At 67.1% G+C, this 23,418-nt stretch carries 19 protein-coding genes; 8 read left to right on the top strand and 11 right to left on the bottom strand.

Annotation, left to right across the window (positions count from 1 at the left end):
• The first annotated feature begins 67 nt into the window (after window positions 1-67).
• Genes lgt through OKA11_RS06375 form a run of 3 tightly spaced genes read left to right on the top strand, consistent with a single transcriptional unit; the run spans window position 68 to window position 2,553 of the window.
• Entirely contained in the window at window positions 68-979 is a 912-nt protein-coding gene (gene lgt, locus OKA11_RS06385; RefSeq protein ID WP_267219385.1) for a prolipoprotein diacylglyceryl transferase, read from the top strand.
• On the top strand, window positions 976-2,028 hold the full coding sequence (locus OKA11_RS06380) for a class I SAM-dependent methyltransferase (RefSeq protein WP_267219384.1): 1,053 nt from the start codon (window positions 976-978) through the stop codon (window positions 2,026-2,028). Before lgt ends, OKA11_RS06380 begins: the two co-directional genes overlap by 4 nt.
• A 15-nt stretch (window positions 2,029-2,043) precedes the next feature.
• Window positions 2,044-2,553 (top strand): DUF2306 domain-containing protein, encoded by a 510-nt coding sequence (locus tag OKA11_RS06375; RefSeq protein ID WP_267219383.1) that lies wholly within the window; start codon window positions 2,044-2,046, stop codon window positions 2,551-2,553.
• A gap of 202 nt (window positions 2,554-2,755) precedes the next feature.
• On the opposite strand, the gene OKA11_RS06370 is transcribed toward OKA11_RS06375, so the two are convergent.
• The 10 genes from OKA11_RS06370 to OKA11_RS06325 all read right to left on the bottom strand — a co-directional run bounded on the left by OKA11_RS06370 (window position 2,756) and on the right by OKA11_RS06325 (window position 15,389).
• The gene (locus OKA11_RS06370; protein WP_267219382.1) at window positions 2,756-4,522 is read right to left on the bottom strand and encodes a bifunctional metallophosphatase/5'-nucleotidase; all 1,767 of its coding nucleotides are present in this window, start codon (window positions 4,520-4,522) and stop codon (window positions 2,756-2,758) included.
• Between the two features lie 64 nt (window positions 4,523-4,586).
• Complete coding sequence (locus tag OKA11_RS06365) at window positions 4,587-5,804, bottom strand: serine hydrolase domain-containing protein (RefSeq protein ID WP_267219381.1); 1,218 nt, start codon at window positions 5,802-5,804, stop codon at window positions 4,587-4,589.
• Window positions 5,805-5,857: 53 nt separating this feature from the next.
• Complete coding sequence (locus OKA11_RS06360; protein WP_267219716.1) at window positions 5,858-6,670, bottom strand: TauD/TfdA dioxygenase family protein; 813 nt, start codon at window positions 6,668-6,670, stop codon at window positions 5,858-5,860.
• Between the two features lie 69 nt (window positions 6,671-6,739).
• On the bottom strand, window positions 6,740-7,852 hold the full coding sequence (locus tag OKA11_RS06355; protein ID WP_267219380.1) for an acetamidase/formamidase family protein: 1,113 nt from the start codon (window positions 7,850-7,852) through the stop codon (window positions 6,740-6,742).
• Window positions 7,853-7,892: 40 nt separating this feature from the next.
• A complete protein-coding gene (ygiD, locus tag OKA11_RS06350) occupies window positions 7,893-8,675 on the bottom strand; it encodes a 4,5-DOPA-extradiol-dioxygenase (protein WP_267219379.1) in 783 nt (260 codons plus the stop codon).
• Between the two features lie 124 nt (window positions 8,676-8,799).
• On the bottom strand, window positions 8,800-9,285 hold the full coding sequence (locus OKA11_RS06345; protein WP_267219378.1) for a VOC family protein: 486 nt from the start codon (window positions 9,283-9,285) through the stop codon (window positions 8,800-8,802).
• A 279-nt stretch (window positions 9,286-9,564) separates the two neighbouring features.
• Entirely contained in the window at window positions 9,565-10,779 is a 1,215-nt protein-coding gene (locus tag OKA11_RS06340; RefSeq protein ID WP_267219377.1) for an aromatic ring-hydroxylating oxygenase subunit alpha, read from the bottom strand.
• A 126-nt stretch (window positions 10,780-10,905) separates the two neighbouring features.
• Window positions 10,906-12,195, bottom strand: a complete 1,290-nt coding sequence (locus OKA11_RS06335; RefSeq protein WP_267219376.1) for an MFS transporter — start codon at window positions 12,193-12,195, stop codon at window positions 10,906-10,908.
• Window positions 12,196-12,408: 213 nt separating this feature from the next.
• The gene (locus tag OKA11_RS06330) at window positions 12,409-12,594 is read right to left on the bottom strand and encodes a hypothetical protein (protein ID WP_267219375.1); all 186 of its coding nucleotides are present in this window, start codon (window positions 12,592-12,594) and stop codon (window positions 12,409-12,411) included.
• 398 nt (window positions 12,595-12,992) lie between these two features.
• Window positions 12,993-15,389 carry a TonB-dependent receptor gene (locus OKA11_RS06325; protein WP_267219374.1) on the bottom strand — a complete coding sequence of 799 codons (2,397 nt, stop codon included), beginning with the start codon at window positions 15,387-15,389 and terminating at the stop codon, window positions 12,993-12,995.
• A gap of 411 nt (window positions 15,390-15,800) precedes the next feature.
• Here OKA11_RS06325 and OKA11_RS06320 point away from each other — a divergent pair, with 411 nt between their 5' ends.
• Window positions 15,801-16,823, top strand: coding sequence for an aldo/keto reductase (locus OKA11_RS06320; protein WP_267219373.1), 1,023 nt, complete (start codon window positions 15,801-15,803; stop codon window positions 16,821-16,823).
• A gap of 10 nt (window positions 16,824-16,833) precedes the next feature.
• Here the strand turns inward: OKA11_RS06320 and OKA11_RS06315 are convergent, their stop codons facing one another.
• Window positions 16,834-18,717 carry a potassium transporter Kup gene (locus tag OKA11_RS06315; RefSeq protein ID WP_267219372.1) on the bottom strand — a complete coding sequence of 628 codons (1,884 nt, stop codon included), beginning with the start codon at window positions 18,715-18,717 and terminating at the stop codon, window positions 16,834-16,836.
• A 428-nt stretch (window positions 18,718-19,145) separates the two neighbouring features.
• On the opposite strand from OKA11_RS06315, the gene OKA11_RS06310 reads away from it, so the two are divergent.
• From OKA11_RS06310 to kdpB, 4 genes are all read left to right on the top strand, one after another.
• Window positions 19,146-19,430 carry a hypothetical protein gene (locus tag OKA11_RS06310; protein WP_267219371.1) on the top strand — a complete coding sequence of 95 codons (285 nt, stop codon included), beginning with the start codon at window positions 19,146-19,148 and terminating at the stop codon, window positions 19,428-19,430.
• Window positions 19,431-19,565: 135 nt separating this feature from the next.
• Entirely contained in the window at window positions 19,566-19,655 is a 90-nt protein-coding gene (kdpF, locus tag OKA11_RS06305; RefSeq protein ID WP_142636071.1) for a K(+)-transporting ATPase subunit F, read from the top strand.
• 22 nt (window positions 19,656-19,677) lie between these two features.
• Window positions 19,678-21,381 (top strand): potassium-transporting ATPase subunit KdpA, encoded by a 1,704-nt coding sequence (gene kdpA / locus OKA11_RS06300; RefSeq protein WP_267219715.1) that lies wholly within the window; start codon window positions 19,678-19,680, stop codon window positions 21,379-21,381.
• Between the two features lie 11 nt (window positions 21,382-21,392).
• Window positions 21,393-23,408 (top strand): potassium-transporting ATPase subunit KdpB, encoded by a 2,016-nt coding sequence (kdpB, locus tag OKA11_RS06295; RefSeq protein WP_267219370.1) that lies wholly within the window; start codon window positions 21,393-21,395, stop codon window positions 23,406-23,408.
• Window positions 23,409-23,418: the final 10 nt, after the last annotated feature.

Raw genomic sequence — 23,418 nt, 5'->3', positions numbered from 1 at the left:
GAAGGCGCGGCAATGCACCCGTTCGCGCCGCCTGGCCGAACGCGCCACAAGATACGAGGTCGAGCACTTGTCGCTGATTTCCCTTCTCGCCGATGCCGCGCAGGCCGTGCCCGGCACTCCGGCGCACCAGCCGATCTACTGGGTCAATCTGGGACTGCGGAAGGGGATCGATCTCGGTTTCTTCACCTTGCGCTACTACTCGCTGGCCTATCTGGCGGGGATCATGCTGGGCTACTGGCACCTCACGCGGATGATCAAGGCGCCCGGCGCGCCGCTCGCCCAGCGCCATGCCGACGACCTGTTCTTCTACTGCACGATCGGCATCATCCTGGGCGGACGCCTTGGCTACGCCACGTTCTACACCGGCGGCGATACCGGCATTCCCAGCCTCTGGGCCGACCCCAAGGCGCTGATGTCGCTGTGGAACGGCGGCATGAGCTTCCACGGCGGGCTGATCGGCGTGCTGCTGGCGATGGCCTGGGTCTCGTGGCGCGGCAAGCTGAGCCTCATCCGCGTGGCGGACTACGTCTCGGTCTGCGTGCCCTTCGGCATGATGTTCGGGCGCCTTGCCAACTTCGTCAACGGCGAGCTCTGGGGCCGCGTCGTCACCAATCCGGACCTGCCCTGGGCGATGGTCTTCCCCGACGGCGGCCCGCTGCCGCGCCATCCCAGCCAGCTCTACGAGGCCGGGCTTGAGGGCCTGGCGATGATGATCATCATGCTCACGCTGTACTGGAAGACGCGTGCGCGCTTCCGTCCGGGCCTGCTGGTCGGCGTCTTCACCACCGGCATCGCGGCGGCCCGCTTCACCGTCGAGTTCTTCCGCGAGCCCGATGCCCAGCTGCGCGAATTTGCCGAGCATACCGGCCTGTCGATGGGCCAGTGGCTGACGATCCCGCTGATCGTGCTGGGCCTGATGCTGATCGCCCGCGCGCTGATGCGCCCGGCGCTCGCCAGCGGCCGTCCGGCTGCGGCGTGACGCAGCATCGCGGCGAGCCGCTGGGCGAGATCTTCCGGCGGCTGATCCAGAACTACGGACCGATCTCGCTGCTGCACTACATGGGCGAGTCCAACGCGCGCTACTATGCGGGCAAGGACCCGCTCGGCAGCGCGGGCGACTTCATCACCGCGCCGGAGATCAGCCAGATGTTCGGCGAGCTGATCGGCCTGTGGCTGGCCGACATGTGGAGCCGGGCGGGCAGTCCCAAGGTCCACTACGTCGAGCTTGGCCCCGGCCGCGGCACGCTGGCGCGCGATGCGCTGCGCACGATGGCGCGTTTCGGGCTGACGCCCGAGGTCCATTTCGTCGAGGGCTCCACTGCCCTGCGCGCGCTCCAGCGCGAGGCTGTGCCCCAAGCGCAGTTCCACGACGATCTCGGCACGCTGCCGGCTGACGCGCCGCTGCTGCTGGTCGGCAACGAGTTTCTCGATGCGCTGCCGGTGCGTCAGCTGGTGAAGGCGGCAAGCGGCTGGCGCGAGCGCATGGTCGACTGGGCCGAGGACCGCTTCCGCCCGGTCGCCGGTGACAAGCCGATGGATGCCGCGGTGCCGGAGGAATGGCAGGACGCTGCCGAAGGCGCGATCCTCGAGACCTGTCCGGGCGCGGCGGCGGCGGTGCAGGAAATCGGTCACCGGCTTGCCGCGCAGGGCGGCACTGCGCTGCTGATCGACTATGGCTTTACCCAAAAGCAGACCGGATCGACGCTGCAGGCGCTGCGCGCGCACGAGAAGGTCGATCCTTTCGAGTGCCCCGGCGAGGCCGATCTCACCTGTCTCGTCGACTTCGCGACGGCGGCCGAAGTGGCAGAGGCGAGCGGGGCTCGCTGGCTCGGCACCATCACCCAAGGCGCGTTCCTGAGCGCGCTCGGCATCGCGATGCGCGCCGAGAAACTTGCCGCTTCCGCACCGCAGCATGGCGATGCTATCAAGTCCGCATTGGACCGGCTGGTTTCCGATGAACAGATGGGCAGTCTGTTCAAGGTGATGGCACTGGCCGGGCCCGGCTGGCCGGAGGGCGCCGGGTTCTGAAATAACTGGGGGCACATGCACGATACGGTCAGGGGCGTAACCGCACAGCAGATCAAGGGCCCTGACCGGCTCGAACGGGTGTTGGGCCTCTTGTCACTGGTGATGCTGGCAGTGATCCTCGTCGCCGTCATGCGCGGCATGGCGCAATGGGCGCAGATCCCCGGCATCGTCTGGCTCCATCTGGCAACGATGCTGACTGCGCTGGCGCTGACGCCGATGCTGCTCTGGCGGCGGCGCGGCGATGGATGGCACCGCGTGCTCGGCTACGTGTGGAGCGGGGCGATGATGGCGACGGCGATCGACAGCCTGTTCATTCGCGGCAGGAACGGCGAGTTCAGCGTGATCCACCTGCTCTCGGCCTTCGTGATCGTGATGGTTCCGGTGCTGGTGCTTTCGGCCCGCAGCCACCGGGTCGCCCGTCATCGCCGGACCGTGCGGGGCCTTGTCATTGGCGCGCTGCTGGTCGCGGGGATCTTCACGTTTCCCTTCGGGCGATTGCTTGGGCGGTGGTTGTTCGGCGGATAGAAGGAGGAAGTTCTGAGGCGACAAGCTCAGGAGATCCTCCAGCCCCTCGGAGCGTCTTCGCTGCGCCTCGCCTATCCGTAGTGCGCTCCTAGCGGCGCAGCCAATACGTCTCCCGACGCAGCCATGGGCGCGGAAGGGATAGCGCAGGGCACCAGGGAGACGGTACTGGGGGTGCAGGGGGTGTTGACCCCCTGCTTATCCCTTACTTTGCCTGAGTTGTCCGATCTTCCGCAGGCACCTTGCGCATCGGCACGGCGGCCAGCCAGTCCTCGAAAGCCTCGATGTCGATCGGGCCGTTCACCCGTTCGGTGCCGTCCTTGAAGCCCGCGAAGCCGTCGCCGCCTTCGGCCAGGAAGTTCACCACCGAGACGCGGTAGCGCTTCGCCGGATCGAGCGGCTTGCCGTCGAGGGCGATCGCGGTGACGCGCGAACCTGACGGGCGGTGCATGTCGAAGGCGATCTTCATGCCCTCGCTGGGCGCGAGGACCTGCTTGTCGCCGCTGTCGTCGAGGCCTTGCTCGATGGTGGCGCGGATCTGCGCGCCGGTCAGCGTCATTGTCACCACCTGGTTGTTGAACGGGGTGACGGCGTAGATCTGGCCGAAGGTCACGGTGCCGTCGGCGGCGGGCACCAGCGAGGTGCGGATGCCGAAGGGGTTCACGAAGGCGATCTGCGCTCCGTACTGGCGGGTGGCGGCCAGCTGCGAATCCGCGATCAGCGCGCCCAGCGAGCCGCCCGCGCCGACGCCGCCTTCGCTCTCCTTCTCCATCGGGCCCGAGACATGGCCGACCGGGCGTTCGACCAGTTGCAGCGAGGCGTCCTTGTAGCGCTTCACATAGGCCGAGACATCCGCGCGCGGCTGGAACTGCGGGAAGGCCGTGGTGGTCGTCACCGGCCCCTTGGCGGAGGTATAGCCTTCCGACTGGACGATCACGTTGTGCGCCTTGCGGTTTACCAGCTTGTGCGTGACCGGGTCGAAATCGAGAGTGATGTCGGTGACGAGCTTGCCATAGACGCCCGCGCTGGTCAGCAGGATCGGGCCGGCGGCGGCATTGCCGGTATAGTTGCAGACATAGGCCCAGTGGGTGTGGCCCGAGACGACCACGTCGACGCCGGGGTTCAGGTGGTCGAGGATCGGCTGGATGTCGCCAGCGGCCTCGTTGCATCCGTTGGGATCGCCCGCGCCCTTGGTGCGCAGGCCCTGATGGATCAGCACGACAACGGCATCGGCCCCGGCCGCCTTCAGCGCGGGCACGGCGCGGTTGATGGTCTCGGCCTCGTCCTCGAACTTGAGGCCCGCCACGCGGTCCGGCGCGACGAGGGTGGGGATCGACTTGAGCGAGAGGCCGACGAAGCCGATGGTGATCTTGCGCTCGCCGCTGCCGAAGGTCTTGAGCCCGGTGCCGGGGAACAGCGTCGAACCGTCCGGCATCACCGTGGCGGCGGCGAGGTACTTGTAGCGGGCGCCTTCGAACCGTTCGAGCTGGCAGGGCTCAAAGCGGGTGTTCTTCGCGCAGCCGCCGTCCTGGAGGCGCTTCAGTTCCTGCCAGCCGCGGTCGAACTCGTGATTGCCCACCGCGTTGAATTCGAGGCCGATGCGGTTCATCACGCCCACCGAAGGCTCGTCGAGATAGAGCGAGGAGGCAAGCTGCGAGGCACTGGTGAGGTCGCCTGCGGCCACCACGACGTTTTCGGGATGCTGCGCCTTCAGCGCGTCCACCGCCGAGGCCAGCCATGCCGCGCCGCCCGCGGGAACCGAGACTTCGTTGCCCTTGCCGTCGGGCGCGTCCACCGTCTGCTTCGGCGGTTCAAGGGCGCCGTGGAAGTCGTTGATGGCGATCACGCCGATCTCGATCGGGGCCTGTGCGGCGGGAACTGCTGCCTGGTGTTGGGCCTGCGGGGCAGCGCAGGCGGAAACGAGAAGGGCGGCGACGAGCGGCGTGATGCGCGCGGTGCGGAATCGGGTCATGGCCCGGCTCTATCGGATCGAAGGATGACGCGCCAAGGGCATTTTCTTGCATCCGCGAAGGGGTTTACCGTGCGGCCACGGCCAATGCCGCCCGGTCGAGCGCCTCGCGCAGTTTCCAGGTGCGTGCCTCGAAGGTGCCGGGTGTCAGTTCGTTGGTCATCACGATGGCAACCAGGCCGTGTTTCGGATCGGCGAAGAAGTAGGTATTGGCCGATCCCGACCAGCTTCCCGCCCCTGCCGGCAGCCCGCCGCGCGCCTCGGTGCCGGCATCGCCGACGGCAAGGCCATAGCCGAACGGCACATCGAGATGATCGCCGCCGCCGGTGCGCAAGCGGGGCGTATACATGGCATCGACGGTCTCGCCCTTCAGCAACCGGCGGCCGTGCCATGCGCCGCGCTCCGCCAGCATTTGCGCGAAGTGGCGATAGTCCTCCAGCGTCCCCGCCAGCGCGCCGCCGCCATCACGCAGGCGCCGGGGATCGCGGTATTCGGAGGTTTCGGGCCGGTCCACCGCCTGCAACCCCGCCGCCGTGGCGAGGTAGCCGGTGACGAGGCGGGGGGCCTGCTGGGCGCTGACGACAAAGGTTGTGTCCTTCATCTCCAGCGGATCGAGGATGCGGGTCTTGAGGAAATGGTCGAGGCTCTCGCCCGACACCCGCTCGATCACCGCGCCCAGCACCGTGGTCGAGAAACCGTAGCTGAAACGCGCGCCCGGCTGGTGCATTAGCGGGGCCTTGCCCAGCCGCTCGACAAGCTGGCCCAGCGTGGCGGCAGGCGCGATCTGCGGCTTCGTGCGGGCGACGGCGGTGGCGCGGGCCACGCCGTTCTCGCGGTACCAGCGCTGTACGGGCGTATCGCCCATGAACTCGTACGTAAGGCCGGAGCGGTGGAGTAGCAGGTCCTCGATGGTGACGGGCCGCGCGGCGGGCACTGTCGTTGCCGGATCGTTCGTGCTGCCGTCCCACACGCGCAAGTCCGCCATTTCGGGCAGGTATTTGCCGACCGGATCGGAAAGCGAGAGCTTGCCCTGCTCCATGAGCATCATGATGCCGACAGAAGTGATCGGCTTGGACATCGAATAGAGCCGGAATATCGCATCTTCGGCGATGGGCTTGCGGCTTTCCACGTCGGCATAGCCGGCCGAAAGGCGGATCAGCGGTTTGCCGTGCTGCTCGATCAGCACCAGCGCCTGCGGCAGTTCGCCCGCCGCGACCATGGCGTCCAGTTCGGACTGGAGCGCCTGTGCCGCCTTGCTGGGGGGCGACACAGGCGCGGATGCCACCGCCGGGCTCGTGAGGGCAAGCACCGTGGCGGCAAACAGATGGGCGGATTGCTTCAGAATGGCTTATCGCCCGCAACCGTGACGCGAAAACCTGACCGCACTTCGGGGAAATAGTCCCAGACCGCGAAGTGCTGGGTGCAGCGATTATCCCAGAATGCCACCGAGTGCTTTTCCCAGCGGAAGCGAACCTGGAAGTTCGCGTCCTTCACATGCTCGAACAGGAAATCGAGCACGGCCTTGCTTTCGGGGCCGGACAGTTCGTTGATCTTCGTCGTGTAGGACGAGTTCACGAACAGCAGCTTGCGTCCCGTCACCGGGTGCGTGCGGATCACCGGGTGCGAATTGCAGGGATAGGTCTTGGTCGAATCCGGGAAGATCGCCTTGTAGACGGGATTGGCGTCATGCACGGCGGTCAGCGGATCGAGGAAGGCCTTCATCGCCGGGGACAGCGCGTCGTAAGCCGCGTACATGCTGGCGAACAGCGTATCGCCGCCGTCCTCGGGCAGGGTGTGCAGCGTCAGGATCGATCCCATCGGCGGCTCGGCATCGGCGGAAAGGTCCGAATGCCAGTTCTCGCCTGCAACGAACTTCGAGTTTTCGTCGGCGTGGATGGCGACGATCTCGGGGTGGTCGGGCAGCCCGGCCACGCCCGAGTGGATGGCAAGCTGGCCGAACGCGCGCCCCAGCGCCTTGTGCGCGTCATGGTCCATGGGCTGGTCGCGGAAGAACACCACCTGGTGCTTCATCAGCGCGTCGTGAATCTCGGCGAAGGCCTGATTGCCCAGCGGCCTGGTCAGGTCCACCCCGAAGATTTCCGCACCGATGCGCTTGGTCATCGGGCGCACGTCGATCAGTTCATAGGCCATTTCCGGCGGCTCCAGTGTAACGTTCATAGGGTTCGTGCCGGACGATCCCGTCCGGCACGAAGGCCCGTTTCAATCCTCGGAATTCCTGGCGACCGGATCGGCCACGCTGCCCTTGTGCGGGAAGATGCGGCGCTCGATCCGGCAGTGGATGCCCTGCGTGCCGTCCACCACTTGCGTCACGCCGAAGTCGGCGGCGACGCTCATCAGCGAATAGCCGTCGTTGCGCGACAGGCCCTGATGCTCGGTCAGCAGGTGCAGCATGTCCATCGATGCGGACTTCATGGCGACATCGAGATTTTCGCCGAAGCCATGGACGATCCAGCAGTCCGGCGTTTCCAGCAGCGGCGAGGGGAACGCAAAGTCCTTGCGCAGCACGATCTGGAACAGCACGTCGAGCGAGGCCTCGATCGCGGTGCCGCTGATCTCGCCGTCGCCTTGCGAAACGTGGGGATCGCCGATCGAGAACAGGCCGCCCTTGACCTGCACCGGGTAGTACATCGTCGCCCCGGCGCCGATGCGCCAGTTGTCGATATTGCCGCCGTGGAGGCCCGGGGGAATCGTGCTCACCGGATCGTTGACGGCGGGCGCCACTCCGGCGGTGCCGAGATGCGGGCGCGCCGGGATGGTGATGCCGGGCAGCGCGGTCGAACGGTCGCATTCCGGGCAGTGGGTGATACGACCGGGGACGACGTACTTTTCCTCCACGTCATAGGCATAGAGCGCGGCGGCGGTCTGGGCGGTGGGATCGAGCTTGTAGATCGTCACCCGCTCGGTCTGGCCGAATTCCTCGTAGAGATGGCCCCAGTTGGCCGCGAGGTTGGATCCGTAGTTGAAGCGCGGCTTCATCTGGAAATAGCGCACTTCCAGCATGTCGCCCGGCTCCGCGCCCTCGACGTAGATCGGCCCGGTCATGATGTGGCAGCCCGGCGCGCGGGTGGCCGGATCGATCTCGGTGAAGATGCGGCGGATCTCGTCGTCGAACATCAGGTCCGGATCGTCGCCCGCATGATGGGTGACCGCCTGCGCCATGATCAGGTCGCCGCTCTTCACGGTGAGCGCCGGCTTGATCTCGGGCGAGAAATAGCCCCAGTGCACCGTCTCGGGCGTGGCCCGAAGGTGGTGCAGCGCGCTGGGTTGGACGGGGTCCTTTTCAAGCGCGGGCTTAAGGCTGATCAGTGCCATCGAAACTCCTGTTACGCAGGGAAATCTGGGAAAACGGCGCTTATTCGGCGCCGATGAGCACGCTCGTCATGCTGAGCGACTTGTGCTGGATGAAGTGGGGCGCGAACTCGGCCGGCTCGCCCTCGTGGCGGGCGCCCAGCACGTAGAGCAGCGGCAGGAAATGATCCGCGCTGGGCACCGAAAGCCGGGCGGCGTCGCCCAGTGCCTCATAGTCGATCACCACTTTGGGATCGTCCTCGGCGATGGCCTTGCACATGGCGCCATTGAACTGCTCGGCCCAGGGGTAGGGCGCGGCGAGCGGGTTGGCCCAGTCCATCGCCGGCAGGTTGTGGACGATGTTGCCGGTGCCCATGATCAGCACGCCCTCATCGCGCAGCGGGCGCAGCATGCGGCCGACCAGCCAGTGCTCGGCGGGGCTCTTGGCCAGGTCCATGCCAAGCTGGATCACCGGCACGTCGGCTTCCGGATAGGCGTGGACCAGCACCGACCAGGTGCCGTGGTCGAGCCCCCAGTTGGCGTCCATCGTCACCGGCATCGGTTCCAGCAGTTCGCGCACGCGTTCGGCGAGGTCGGGGTCGCCGGGGGCGGGGTACTGCACGTCGAACAGGGCCTGCGGGAAGGCGCCGAAATCGTGGATCGTGCGCGGCTGGGCCATGGCGGTGACGGCGGTGCCGCGCGTCTGCCAGTGGGCGGAGATGCACAGGATCGCGCGCGGCTTGCCGATGCGGCCGGCGATCGCGTTCCAGCTTCTGGTCACGTCGCTCTTTTCCAGCGCCACCATCGGGCTGCCGTGACCGTAGAAGACGATCGGAAGACGGCTCATTCGCGTATTGCTCCGTTGCTCTGTGGGCCAAGGCTAGGGAGGGCGGGGGCGGATGGTCTTGCGGGAACGCGCACAAGAACTTGTTGGCGGGGCCGCCATGCGTTGGGCGGCCCCGCCAACGCGCTTATTCCCTGGTGTAGCTCGCCGGAATCTCGGGATTCTCGCCGGCCTTGCCCCAGAGGATGATCTCGTTGCCCCAGGGATCGGCAAAGGCATGGTTGTAGCCGTTGAACTCGGCCCAGTAATGATCGCGCCAGAGCACCTTTCCGCCCAGTTTCTCGGCAGTTTCGAGAATGCGTTCGTGGCTGTCGTCGTCCGAGACGAGCACCCAGATGCGGGCCTTGCGGCCTTCGGCCGAAAGCGTGCGCGGCTCTACGCCTTCGGGGCTGGGATGGGGCCGGGCGTTGTTCGCGTCGAACACGCCGAGGTGGAGGTTGCCGATCTGGCTGTCGGTGCCGTCCTTGTTCTGGAAGAAGCCGCCGGGAACCATGCGGTGGTAGATCCCGTGCGGCCGCGCATCGTTCTCCCAGCCGAAGACTTCGGCGTAGAATTCGCCGGCTTTGGCGGGATCGTCGGTCGCGAAATCGACGAAGATGAGCGTGTTGGTCATTGCGGAAGGCTCCCTTGGTGTTTGACCAAGGCCTAGCCTGAGGGCGTTTGCATGCGCGGCACGGGGCGCACGAATCCTTGATTTGCAGCGTCCTTGCACAAATGCACCTAGACACAGCAGAACGACACCTAGGCGAAAATTCGAGCTGACCTCTCGGCGGGAGCGGGCTGGGGCCGCAAGCCATTCGCGGATGCGAATGGCGCACCCAACAAAAAGGCGGCGCCCGACCGAAGTCGGACGCCGCAGCCGTCGGGAATGGGTGACGGTAAACTTGAAAAATCAGGCGTGGAGACGCGTGACCGGAGCGGCCAAGGTTTTTTGCGGACCGCGACGGCGATCCCACTCGGCGCGGTAGCGTTCGACCAGCCAGACGTTGAGCAGCCGCTGGGCGCCTTCCTGCCAGGAATAGCGTCCGCGCGGCGCATACTTGGAACGCAGGCCCTGCTGCACCAGTTCGTCGACGTGGAAGTCCTGACCGACGATCTCCTCGACCGCGCTGTCGTTCATCTTCATCTTGAGCTCGTAGAGCGGATCGTCCATCGCCTCGCTCACCATCAGCGTGCCGATGGTGAGGGCATGGCTCTGGGCTCCGCGCGGGTCCATGATGAGGTAGAGCACGGTATCGTTGAGCACCACCAGCGAGAGGCTGGGCGGCAGGTTCACGAAGAGCAGGCGGTTCTGTTCTTCCTCGGTCAGCTTGGGGAAGACCGGGAAGACCGCCTTCTGGGTGGCGTTGAAGGCGGCGTTCTTGTGGAGCGTGCCGTTGAGCCGGTAATAGGCCGCCGAATCCGCGGGGACATCGGGGAAGCTCGCCAGCCCGCTCGGGATGAAGTCGTGCAGCGGCCCGGCGTGGAGGCGGCTGGCGTGGTAGCCGTCGTTGTTGTTTTCCAGCATGACCTTCCAGTTCCACGGGAACACGGTGGGTTCCTCGGGACGGGGGCCGCGCAGGTTTTCGAATTCGTAGTTGGCGACGACCTCCTCGATCCCGGCAAGGCGCGGGGTCAGCGGGGCGGCATCGGCATCGAAGTTGACGAAGATGAAGCCGTGCCAGATCTCGTGGCGGATCTCGGGCAGGCTGGCCGCCTTGCGGTCGAAATTGCAGGTCCGGTTCATCGCCGGGGCGCCGACCAGGGTGCCGTCGAGGTCGTAGGTCCAGTGGTGATAGGGGCACACGAAGGCGCGGGTATTGCCGTGGCCTTCGGCGACCAGCATCGCGCGGTGCTGGCAGACCGAGGACAGCGCCTTGATCGAACCGTCGCGGGTCTTGGCGATCACCATCGGCTCGTCCGCGCGGGTGACGGTGAAGAAGTCGCCCGGGTTCTCCAGCCATTCGGCGCGGCCGACGCAGAGCCATTCATGCTCGAACAGCGCGGCTTTCTCGAAGCGGTAGAATTCCTCGTCGACGTAGCATTCCGCCGGCAGCGTCTCGGCGTCCAGCGTGCCGAGCGTGGAGCTTTCCAGACTGTCGATGAACGTGTCGGTGAGAATCGTCATTGCTGGCTTCCCGTGTCGTGCCCGTAGCCGGGCAAACTGCGGATCGCCTTGCGGCAATCCCTCGTTACAGGAGGACCCTAGCGAGCCTTGGCGGCCGGCTCTTGGCGCTGGGCGAACGAACTCTTTCTATTCGGCGGGAACCAGCTCTGCGCCTTCGAGCGCTTCCGGTTCCCCGGCGCGGACCGGCGGCGCGGCGGGCGCGCGCAGGAACAGCACCGACATCGCCGTCGCGCCCGCCAGCATCAGCGCAGCGACGAGCAGCGCCGGGCCGTAGCCGCCGGTCACGTCGGCCACCCGGCCGGCGCCGATCGGGCCGAATACGGCGAGCGTGGTGACGGTGGTGGCCATCGCGGTCATGTCCCCGGCAATCCCGGCGCCGAAGTAGCGCAGCAGCAGGATATGCGCGGAGAGCCAGGCCATGCCCCAGCCCATCCCGAACAGCGCGGCGGCGACGGTGGCGACCAGCACGTGGCCGGCCGTCCACAGCAGCGCCATGGCCAGTGCCTGCACGGCCAGCCCGGCGATGAAGATGCGGCGCGGGTCGACCCGCTCGCACAAGCTGCCGGTCACGCCCTTGGCGCCGGTGCCCGCGAAGGCCAGCAGGCTCATCGCGATGGCGCCCGGCGCCGCGCCCTGGCCGAGATTGGCGATATGCGCGACGAGGATCGAATGGGTGGTGGTGACCACGGTCTGCACCACGGTCATGGCGAGCGCGAGGATCACGAAGCTGGGCGTCATCAGCGCCTGCCTCACGGTCCAGACGCTGGCGGCGGGGCCGTCGCTTTCGTGGCCCGCACCCTTGACCTGATCGACGCTCTCCACTTTCACCGCGTCGCGGATGCAGATGAGCGAGATCACGCCCAGCACCAGCGCGCTGGCGGCCATGACCATCCAGTGCAGGCGCCAGCTGCCGGTCAGGCCGACGATGGTGCCGACGATCAGCGGTCCGGCAATGCCGCCCGCCGCGCCGGCCATGAAGTAGAAGCCGATCATCCGCGAGGAGGTGCGCGGGAACCACGTCGCCAGCAGGTAGACGGCGGGCGAGGGGGCGACGAGCGAGAAGCCCACGCCCATCAGCGTCGTTGCCGCGAAGAACAGTTCCAGATGATGGATCTGCGAGGCGATCAAGAAGCCGGTGGCGAGAACCAGACAGCCCGAAAAGATCGTCATCCGCGTGCCGATCGCCTTCATCAGCAGCGGCGGCAGCGGGCTGGCGAGACCGCAGGCAAGGCCCAGCAGCGAGAAGCTGAGACCGGCCGCCGCCTTCGACCAGCCGAGTTCGGCCACCATGGTGTAGAGCACGTAGCCGAGCGAGGTGAAGGTCGTGGCGGTCACGAAGAAGAAGCCGAGCGAGGCCGCGAACATGACCAGGGCGCTGCGCGCTATGCTTCGGGGCTCGGACAGTCCGGACGACATGGCAACTCCTGCGGGCATCACGGTCCACGCGGAATCGCCGGACCATCGTGCCTTGCAGGCTGACATGCTGCACCTGCACACTCTTGATGGTGCGCGACTCAATAGTTGATCGCGGCGCGGAGGCAAGCGAGTTGGGCTATGCGGGCTTGAAGGGCGGCTTTTGCACAGGGTCTCGCGCCTGGTGTGTATGAGTTTACGACCTAGGTCGTAAACTCATAAACGGCACCATCGAGGCGCCCAAATGGCGAACAGATCGGGCCGAAGTTTCCGCCGGGCGGGCTGGTTGCCCGTCCAAGGCAGCTTCGGTTCGAGATGGAAGCCATTTGGGCGCCCCTTCGGGGTTTGACCAAAATGGCCCAGCGCTGCGTCGGGAAGTCTTGAAATATCGACATATTCCATCGCCTTCCCTCCTGTCGCTGAGCCATTTTGCCTCAAACCTCGATGGTGCCGTGTATGAGTTTACGACCTAGGCGGCGTGGACAAATTCCACGCCGACCTGATCGTCTGATTTTGGGGAAGCACACGTATCCTTGCCGGGTTTTGACCCCAGCTCCGCTCAGGCTGAGCCTGTCGAAGCCCGCCCGCAACGCCGGACCATCAGCCAGTTGGCCCGCAGCGCCTCGCCGCCGGAGGCTTCGACAAGCTCAGCCTGAGCGGGAGGGAGAGGTCTGGTTAAGGGGCGAAGCCGGCCGTGCGAATTTGTCCGCGCCGCCTAGACGGCGAAACGCGCCGGTCTTGCGACCGGCGCGTTCCCTTAAAACCAACGGTGCGACCCGATTGGCTCCCTCTCGAAGCTCTTAGAACTTGTACCCGACGGACAGGATCACCTGACGCGGCGGGATGTAGGTGTCCATGACCTGCGCCGAACCATAGGGGTCGGAGAAGCGCGAGTTGATGCCGTTCTTGTCGAACAGGTTGATCACGCGCAGGGTGATGTCGGTGCTGGTGCCTTCCGGTTCGTACTTCAGCATCGTGTTGACCTGGGTGTACGAGGGGGTGGTGTCCACCGCGCCTTCGTTGAACAGGCGGTACTGGTACTGGCCGCGATAGATCAGCTGGGCGCGGGCGGTCAGCTTGCCCGGGCCGACTTCGCCGTTCCAGGTGGCGGCGATGTTGCCCTGCCAGCGCGGCAGCTTGGGAATGCGGTTGCCCTTGATGTCCTCGCGGGCCGCGTCGCGGGCCAGCACGGCGGCGTAGAAGTTGGTCCAGAACAGGTAGTCGGGATAACCGGCCGCGTTCTGGGCATTGGTGGCGTTGGTCGGGTCGAGCGCCAGATAGTGCGAGGTGAACTCGCCCTCCAGCCACGACAGCGAGGCGTCGAAGCGCAGATGCGTGGTGGGCGCGTAGCTGCTTTCGAGTTCGAGACCGTAGACCCGCGCCTTGGGGGCGTTGCTGATCCCCTCGCCGTAGAGGATCGGGTCTTCCTCGAGGAACTGCATGTTCTTGTAGTTGTAGAGGAAGGCCGAGGCGTTGAGCTGCAGGGTATCGCCCAGGAAGCGGTTCTTCGAGCCGATCTCGAAGGAATCGACGGTTTCCTGCTTGTAGCTGGGCAGGATCGAATAGCTGCCGCCCGATGCCGAGGCCGAGTTGATGCCGCCCGGCTTGAAGCCGCGCGTCCAGCTTGCGTAGAGCATGTTGCTGGGGGTGAACTGGTAGTCCAGCGCCACCTTGCCGGTCCAGGCATGGTCGCTGCGCGAGCCGGTCGAACCGGGCTGGAGATAGGCGCCCGAGGTCTGGTCGGAGGCGCCGCCCGACATCGAATCGTACATGCCCGAGGACTTGTCGTGGTTGTAGCGCACGCCGGCGGTCAGCTTCAGGCTGTCGGTCAGCGCATACGTGCCCTGCGCGAAGAAGGCGTAGAGTTCGCGCTTGATCGAGGAGAGTTCGGCATAGGTCAGGTTGCCGACCAGCGGATCGTTCCAGGCGGTATCCTCGGGCAGCGCGGGGCTGAGGATGTTGTCGAGGTCGGAGGCGCGGTACTCGTTGATGTACTGGCTGTTCTTCGAATGCAGGTAGACGCCGCCGAGCACCCACTGGAACGGACCGCTGCCGTTCGAGGTGAGGTTGAGCTCCTGGCTCCAGCTCTTGGTGTCCGACTGCCAGAGCGGCACGTGGTCGTAGCTGACACCGGTGTAGCTGACCGGGTTGTAGGTCTGGGCGAAGAAGGTGGCGGCGTCGAGGCCATCGGCATCCCAGGCCTGCTCCGAATGGAGCTTCTGGTAGCCGGTGATCGACTTGATCGTGGCGAACGCGGTGTCCCACTTGACCACGCCGGTATAGAGCTGGGTCTTCACCTTCGAACGGCCCGGATAGTCCTGCGTCAGTTCGCGGGCATCGGGGTTGGGGTCGAGGATGTTCTTCTGCGCCGGGCCATTGGTGCTGGAATTGAACTGGATCGTGTTCAGCGTGACCGAGAGGTTCGACAGCGGCTGCCACTTGGCGCCGAGCCGCCAGCCGGTCTCGTCCTGATCGTCGAGATCGTAGCTCTTGACGCCGGTCACGGCGGTGGCGTGGGCGTAGCCGTCATGCTTGGTGTACTGGAAGGCGCCGCGCACCGCGAGGGTGTCGGTCACCGGCACGTTGAGCGCGCCGGAGCCTTCCATGTAGTTGTAGTTGCCGATGCCGGCGCTGACATTGCCCTTGAGCGCATCGGTGCTGGGCTCGATCGAGACGACGTTGATGGTGCCGCCGGTCGATCCCTGCCCGAACAGCGTGCCCTGCGGTCCGCGCAGCACCTCGACTTGCGCGACGTCGATGAAGGCGGCGCTCGCGGCGATCGAGTTGAAGATGTAGACGCCGTCGATGTGGTAGGAGACGCCCGGCTGGGTATTGGTGTTCTCCGGCGTTTCCGAACCGATGCCGCGGATCGAGATGACCCGCTCGCCGCCGCCGCTCTTGGCGATGACAAGGCCCGGGACGGTGCCGTTGAGCCCGGTGATGTCGGTGATGTTGCCGGCCTTCAGCGTGTCGTTGGTGATCGCGCTGACCGAAAGCGGGGCCTGCTGGAGGCTGACGTCGCGGCGCTCCGCCGTCACCACGATGTCGGTGAGGCCGGACTGGCCGTCAGCCGCTGAGGGGGCCGCTGCGGGGGCCGCTGCGGGTTCGGCCTCGGCGGCGTGCGCGGTGGCGCAAGTGAAGGCAAGCAGCGATATGCCCGTGGCCAGGGCATAGGCGAAAGTGGACTTGGTTCTCATGTCAGCTCCCCGAACAGGTCGTAAGATCGATTCCCGGGTGTTGCGGCTCATGCTTGTTGCTGGGTTGGCCGCTTGAAGGGGAACTTGGCGGTTCGATGACAGTCCGGTCTTGTGCAGTTGCGAATAAGTAGTTGACCGCTGTTACCCACCCCGTCGGGCAGCGCAATGCGGCGATCACGCAAATCCGCCGTTTTTCGGCAGAACCACCCGGCGCGGTCGTGGCCCGGTCTTTTGCAGGCCAGCGCATGGGCCGTAGGGTGCGCGGACGTGGCGGGGCCGGATGGGCGTTTCGGGCGCTCCGCGTCAAGCCATCGGCGCTGCCAGCGACAAGACCGCTGCCGCCGCAGCTGCCATGGGGGCACAACCGGGGCGATCCGCCCTCCCTCCGTTTCCCCTCGCAAGGATGCGCCCATGACTGCGACCGCGCCCGATACGCCGCCCGTGACCCGCCCGCTGGGCACCACCGGCATGGAGATCAGCCGCGTCGGCTTCGGCGCCTGGGCGATCGGCGGGGCGGACTGGGCGGTCGGCTGGGGGACGCAGGACGACGCCGATTCGGTGCGCGCCATCCGCCACGCGGTGGCGCGCGGGGTCAACTGGATCGACACGGCGGCGATCTACGGCCTCGGTCATTCGGAGGATGTGGTCGCCAAGGCGCTCGCCGAGATGCCGCAGGCCGAGCGACCTTACGTCTTCACCAAGTGCGGGCAGGTCTGGGATCCGGCCGACCGCCAGTCGAAACGGCGCGTTGGCCGCCGGGAATCGATCATCGCGGAGTGCGAGGCCTCGCTGCGCCGCCTGCGGGTGGAGCGCATCGACCTGCTGCAGATGCACTGGCCGGCCGAGGACGGCACCGCGCTCGAGGAATACTGGGGCGCGCTGCTCGATCTGCAGGCGGCGGGCAAAGTGCGGGCGGTGGGGCTGTCCAACCACAATGCGGATCAGCTCGAAGCGGCGGAAGCCCTGGGCCATGTCGATACGCTGCAACCGCCGCTTTCGGCCCTGAAACGCGGGGCCATCGCCCGCGAGCTGCCCTGGTGCCTTGCCCACGATACCGGGGTGATCGTCTATAGCCCGATGCAGTCGGGCCTCTTGTCCGGCGCCTTCTCGGCCGCGCGGGTGGCGGCCCTCGCGGCGGACGACTGGCGCTCGCGCCATGGCGATTTCACCGGCGAGGCTTTGACGCGCAACCTTGCCGTGGCGGCGGCGATGAAGCCGGTGGCCGAGCGCCACGGCGTCTCGCAAGCGGCGGTCGCGGTGGCCTGGGTCCTGGCGGTGCCCGGCGTGACCGGCGCCATCGTCGGTGCGCGCAGCCCGGCGCAGGTCGATGGCTGGGTGGCGGGGGCGAACCTCGTCCTCACCGACGAGGACCGCGCCGGGATCGCTGCCGTCCTTCGCGAAACCGGCGCGGGCTCGGGGCCGGTTCCGGACTGAACCGGCCGCCTCAGATCTCCAGCTGGCTGCCCAGTTCGATCACGCGGTTGGTGGGCAGCTTGAAGAACTCCATCGCGCTTTCGGCATTGCGCACCATGAGCGCGAAGAGCTTCTCGCGCCACAGCGCCATGCCGGGGCGGCTGGAGGGGATCAGCGTCTGGCGCGAGAGGAAGTAGCTGGTATCCATCGCCTTGAACGGGCCGCCGGCCCGGTCTTCCACGGCCAGCGCGGCGGGGATGTCGATCTCGTCCATGAAGCCGTAGCGCAAGGTCACGCGGTAGAAGCCCTGGCCGAGATCCTCGACCAGCGCGCGGTTCTCCGGCGCGACATGCGGCACGCCCTGGCCCGAGACGGTGAGGATCACCACGCGATCGTGCAGGATGTGGTTGTGCTTGAGGTTGTGCAGCAGCCCCGGCGGCACCCCCTCCACGTTGGAGGCGAGGAACACCGAGGTGCCGCTCACGCGCCGCACCCGCTCTCCCACCGAGCGGATGAAGGTGGCGAAGGGGATCGAATCTTCCTGCAGGCGCTCGCGCATCAGCTGGCGGCCGGTCGCCCAGGTCGTCAGCAGGGTGAACACCACCGCGGCCACCAGCAGCGGGAACCAGCCGCCGTCGGGGATCTTGGTGACGTTCGAGAAGAAGTAGAGCGCGTCGATGAACAGGAAGCCCGCGGTGACGCTGCCGGCCACCAGCGGGTGCCACTTCCACACCGCGAACGTCAGCACGCCGAGCATGCAGGCGGTGATCAGCATCGTGCCGGTGACGGCGATGCCGTAGGCCGCGGCCAGGTTGCCCGAACTGCGGAAGCCGAACACCAGCAGCACGACCATGATCAGCAGGCCCCAGTTGACCAGCGGCACGTAGATCTGCCCCGCCGCCTTGGCGCTCGTGTGGAGGATCTTGAGGCGCGGCAGGAAGCCCAGTTGCACCGCCTGCTGCGAGACCGAGAAGGCGCCCGAGATCACCGCCTGGCTGGCGATGATCGTCGCCAGCGTCGCCAGCGCGACCAGCGGCAGGCGGGCCCAGTCCGGCGCCATGAAGAAGAACGGGTTCTGGATCGCATCGGGATGGCGCAGCACCAGCGAGGCCTGCCCGAGGTAGTTCAGCAGCAGGCACGGGAAGGCCACGTAGAGCCACGAGATCGAGATCGCCTTGCGCCCGAAATGCCCCATGTCGGCATAGAGCGCCTCGGCCCCGGTGACGGCCAGCACCACCGAGCCCAGCGCCAGGAACGCGAGCTTGGGATTGATCAGGAAGAATTCCAGCGCATGATGCGGGCTCAGCGCCGAGATCACTTCGGGGGCCTGGACGATCGAGTGCAGGCCAAGCCCGGCCAGCACCAGGAAGTAGACGATCATGATCGGGCCGAACAGCTTGCCCATCGTCGCGGTGCCGTGCGACTGGATCGAGAACAGCCCGATCAGGATGACCACCGCGATGGGCAGCACGAACTCGGCGAATTCCTCGTTCACCACGGTCAGCCCCTCGACCGCGGAGAGCACCGAGACGGCAGGGGTGATGATCGCGTCGCCATAGAACAGCGCGGTGGCCACCACGCCCAGCATGGCGATCAGCGGCGTCCAGCGGCTCTTGCCCAGCTTGCGCCCGATCAGCGCCAGCAGGGCAAGGCTGCCGCCTTCGCCGTTGTTGTCGGCCCTGAGGATGATGAAGACGTACTTGACGGTGACGATCAGCATCATCGTCCAGAACATCAGCGAGATCACCCCGAAGATGTGCAGCCGGTCCACCACCAGCGGGTGATGGCCGATGAAGCTCTCCTTCAGGGCGTAGAGCGGCGAGGTGCCGATATCGCCGAAGACGACGCCGATGGCGCCGATCGACAGCGCCGCGAGGCTTTCATTGGGGGCGTGATGCCCGGACGTTTCACTCATGGATCGGGAGCCTAGGTCGTAAACTTATAAACGGCACCATCGAGGCGTCCAAATGGCGAACAGATCGGGCCGAAGTTGCCGCCGGGCGGGCTGGTTGCCCGTCCAAGGCAGCTTCGGTTCGAGATGGAAGCCATTTGGGCGCCCCTACGGGGTTTACCTTGCGGTGAGCTTCGCTTGACCAAAATGGCCCAGCGCTACGTCGGGAAGTCTTGAAATATAACAATATTCCAGCGCCTTCCCTCCTGTCGCTGAGCCATTTTGCCTCAAACCTCGATGGTGCCGTTTATGAGTTTACGGCCTAGTCTCGCGCGCGCGAAGGCGCCACCGGCTTTATGCTTTCTTTATGCGACCGGCACAATTCCCCGTGGAACCTTAATGGCCTGAAGGCCCATCTCGCCCCCGTTATCCATTGACGGGAGGCCTGTGTGATGGCCCGAATTTCCTGGCGGCAACACCTCGCCGCGCTGCGCCGCGGCCAGCGCTGGTGGCCGGCCGAAGTGGGGCTGCGCGCTGCCGGCCTCGTCAGCCTGGCGGCGGCGGCGCGGGTGATCCTGTTCGAGCACCGGCTGGCGATCACCCCGGCGCTGCACGATCCCACGCCCGCCGATCTCGGTCTCTGCGCGCTGTTCGTGGGGCTGCTCAGCCTCGGGCTGTCGCTGAGCGTCTGGGGGCCCCGGCTGCTGCGCGAGATCCAGCTTCCCGGCCACTTCTGACGCCATTTCTGCCCCCTCATTCCAACGGACCAAAGACAATGACCGACCTGTTCTGGCTTGCCGTGCTGGCGGGCCTGTTCCTCCTGACGCTGGCCTTCGCTCGCCTATGCGAGAAGGCCTGAGGATCGCATCACCATGACATTCCCGCTCCTCCTCGCCGGGCTCACCGCGCTCTTCCTGCTGATCTACCTCGTCGCCGCGCTGCTGCGGCCCGAGCGGTTCTGAAGGACTGCCGATGACCACCGGAATGACCCTTCAGGGCTGGACCCTGATCCTCGTTTTCACCGCGCTTGTGCTGGCGCTCGCGCGGCCCATGGGGGCCTGGCTCTTCGCGCTCTACGAGGGGCGGCGCACGCCGCTCCACCGTGTGCTGGGCCCGCTTGAAACCGGCTTCTACCGCCTCGCCGGGATCGATCCCGGCGCCGAGCAGGGCTGGCGCCGCTACGCGCTGCACATGCTGGTGTTCAACCTCGTCCTGCTGCTGTTCACTTATGCGGTGCTGCGCCTGCAGGCGGTGCTGCCGCTGAACCCGCGCGGCCTTGCCGGGATCGGCGCCGACGGGGCGCTGAACACGGCGGTGAGCTTCACCACCAACACCAACTGGCAATGGTATTCGGGCGAAGCGGCGATGAGCAATCTCAGCCAGATGCTGGGCCTGACCATCCACAACTTCCTCTCCGCCGCCACCGGCATCGCCGTCGCCTTCGCGCTGTTCCGCGGCTTTGCGCGGCGCGAGGCGAAGACGGTGGGCAACTTCTGGGCCGACTGCACGCGCGTGACGCTCTACCTGCTGCTGCCCGCCTGCCTCGTCTATGCGCTGTTCCTGGTCGCCAGCGGGGTGCCGCAGACGCTGTCGGCCATGGCCCAGACCACCTCGCTCGAAGGCCTGCGCCAGTCGATCGCGCTGGGCCCGGTCGCCTCGCAGGAGGCGATCAAGATGCTGGGCACCAACGGCGGCGGCTTCTTCAACGCCAATTCCGCGCATCCCTTCGAGAACCCGACGGCGCTGACCAACCTCGTGCAGATGCTCTCGATCTTCGCGCTCGGCGCCGGCCTCACCTGGTGCTTCGGCAAGGCAGTGGGCAACACCCGGCAGGGCTGGGCGATCCTGGCGGCGATGCTGGCGATGTTCCTGGTCGGCACCACGGTCACCTACTGGCAGGAGGCGGCGGGCAATCCGGTGCTTCATCACCTCGGCGTCGCGGGCGGCAACATGGAGGGCAAGGAAGTGCGCTTCGGGATCGCCGCCAGCGCATTGTTCTCGGTGGTGACGACGGCAGCCTCGTGCGGCGCGGTCAACGCCATGCACGACAGCTTCACCGCGCTTGGCGGCATGGTGCCGCTGGTCAACATGCAGCTGGGCGAAGTGGTGGTCGGCGGCGTCGGCGCCGGGATCTACGGCTTCCTGCTGTTCGCGCTGCTCGCGGTCTTCGTGGCGGGGCTGATGGTCGGGCGCACGCCCGAATATCTGGGCAAGAAGATCGAGGCGCGCGAAGTGAAGCTGGCGGTGCTGGCGGTCGCGGTGCTGCCGCTGTGCATCCTTGGCCTCACCGCGCTCTCGGCAGTGCTGCCGGCGGGGCTCGCCGGGCCGCTCAACAAGGGCCCGCACGGCTTCAGCGAGATCCTCTACGCCTTTGCCTCGGGCACCGGCAACAACGGTTCGGCCTTTGCCGGGCTCACCGCAGGCACGCCGTTCTACAACGGCCTGCTGGCGGCGGCGATGTGGATCGGCCGGTTCTTCGTGATCGTGCCGGTGCTGGCCATCGCCGGGAGCCTTGCCGCCAAGAAGCACACGCCGGAGACCGCCGGGTCGTTCCCGACCACCGGCCCCTTGTGGATCGGCCTCCTGATCGCGGTGATCCTGGTCCTGGGCGGCCTCACCTTCCTGCCGAGCCTCGCGCTCGGGCCCATCGCCGATCATCTCGCGATGATCTCGGGTCAGCTGTTCTGAAAGCGCCTGTCATGACGACACCAAGTTCCATGTTCTCGGCCCGCCTGGTCGTGCCCGCGATCGGCGATGCCTTCCGCAAGCTGGCCCCGCGCGCGCTGGTGAAGAACCCCGTGCTGTTCACCACCGCGGTGGTCGCGCTGCTGCTGAGCGTCCTGCTGGTCGCAGGCCGCGAGCCGCTGCCGCTGGGGTTCCAGCTCCAGCTGATCGCCTGGCTCTGGCTGACCGTGCTGTTCGGCACGTTCGCCGAGGCGCTGGCCGAAGGCCGCGGGCGGGCGCAGGCCGCCTCGCTGCGTGCCGCCAAGTCCGAGCTCACCGCGCGGCTTCCGGACGGGCGCGTGGTTCCCGCCTCGCAATTGCGCAAGGGCGCCGAAGTCGTGGTGCGCACCGGCGACCTCATCCCGGCCGACGGCGAAGTGATCGCCGGTGTCGCCTCGGTCAACGAGGCGGCGATCACCGGCGAGAGCGCGCCGGTGATCCGCGAGGCGGGCGGCGACCGCAGCGCCGTCACCGCCGGCACCCGCGTCATCTCCGACGAGATCCGCGTGCGGGTCACCCAGGAGCCGGGGCAGGGCTTCCTCGACCGCATGATCGCGCTGGTCGAAGGCGCCGAGCGCCAGAAGACCCCCAACGAGATCGCGCTCACCATCCTGCTGGTCGGCCTGACCATCGTGTTCCTGATCGCGGTCGCCACGATTCCCGCCTTTGCCCGCTTTGCCGGCGGGGCGATCCCGGTGGCGGTGCTGGCGGCGCTGCTCATCACCCTGATCCCGACCACCATCGCCGCGCTGCTCTCGGCGATCGGCATCGCCGGCATGGACCGCCTGGTGCGCTTCAACGTGCTGGCCAAGTCCGGCCGCGCGGTGGAAGCGGCGGGCGACATCGACGTGCTGCTGCTCGACAAGACCGGCACGATCACCGTGGGCGACCGCCAGGCCGCCGAGTTCCGTCCGGTCGCCGGTGTCGAGGCGCGGATGCTGGCGGAAGCGGCGCTGCTCGCCAGCCTCGCCGACGAGACGCCCGAGGGCCGTTCGGTCGTGGTGCTGGCGCGTGAGGCGCACGGCCTCAGCCTCGAAGGCTTGCCGGCCGGCGCCGAGGTGATCCCGTTCACCGCGCAGACCCGCATTTCGGGCGTGCGGAGCGCGGCCGGGCTGGTCCAGAAGGGGGCGGTCGATGCGATCCTGCGCGCCAATCCGCAGGCGGCAGCGGCGCCGCAGGCGGCCGAGCTGCGCCGCATCTCCGAGGAGATCGCGCGCTGCGGCCAGACCCCGCTGGCGGTCGCCCGCGACGGGCGGCTGCTCGGCATCGTCGCGCTCAAGGACGTGGTCAAGGCGGGCGTGCGCGACCGCTTCGCCCAGCTGCGCCGCATGGGCATCCGCACGGTGATGATCACCGGCGACAACCCGCTGACTGCCGCCGCCATCGCCGCCGAGGCCGGGGTCGACGATTTCCTCGCCGAAGCCACCCCCGAGGACAAGCTGGCGCTGATCCGCCGCGAACAGCAGGGCGGCAGGCTTGTCGCCATGTGCGGCGACGGCACCAACGATGCCCCGGCGCTGGCGCAGGCCGATGTCGGCGTGGCGATGAACACCGGCACCCAGGCCGCGCGCGAGGCGGGCAACATGGTCGACCTCGACAGCGACCCGACCAAGCTGATCGAGATCGTCGGCCTCGGCAAGCAGCTGCTGATGACGCGCGGGGCGCTGACCACCTTCTCGGTCGCCAACGACGTCGCCAAGTACTTCGCGATCATCCCCGCCATGTTCGTGGCGCTCTACCCCGGGCTCGGCGTGCTCAACGTGATGGGGCTGGCCTCGCCCGAAAGCGCGATCCTCTCGGCGATCGTGTTCAACGCGCTGATCATTCCCGCGCTGGTGCCGCTGGCGCTGCGGGGCGTGACCTACAGGCCGATGGCGGCGGGGCCGCTGCTCGCCCGCAACCTTGCGGTCTACGGCCTCGGCGGCCTGATCGCCCCGTTCGTCGGCATCAAGCTCATCGACCTTGCGGTCACCGGGCTCCACCTCGTCTGAGGATCGATTT

Source organism: Novosphingobium clariflavum (genome assembly GCF_026420865.1).
GTDB lineage: Bacteria > Pseudomonadota > Alphaproteobacteria > Sphingomonadales > Sphingomonadaceae > Novosphingobium > Novosphingobium clariflavum.
This window is presented reverse-complemented; position numbering and strand designations above follow the sequence as displayed.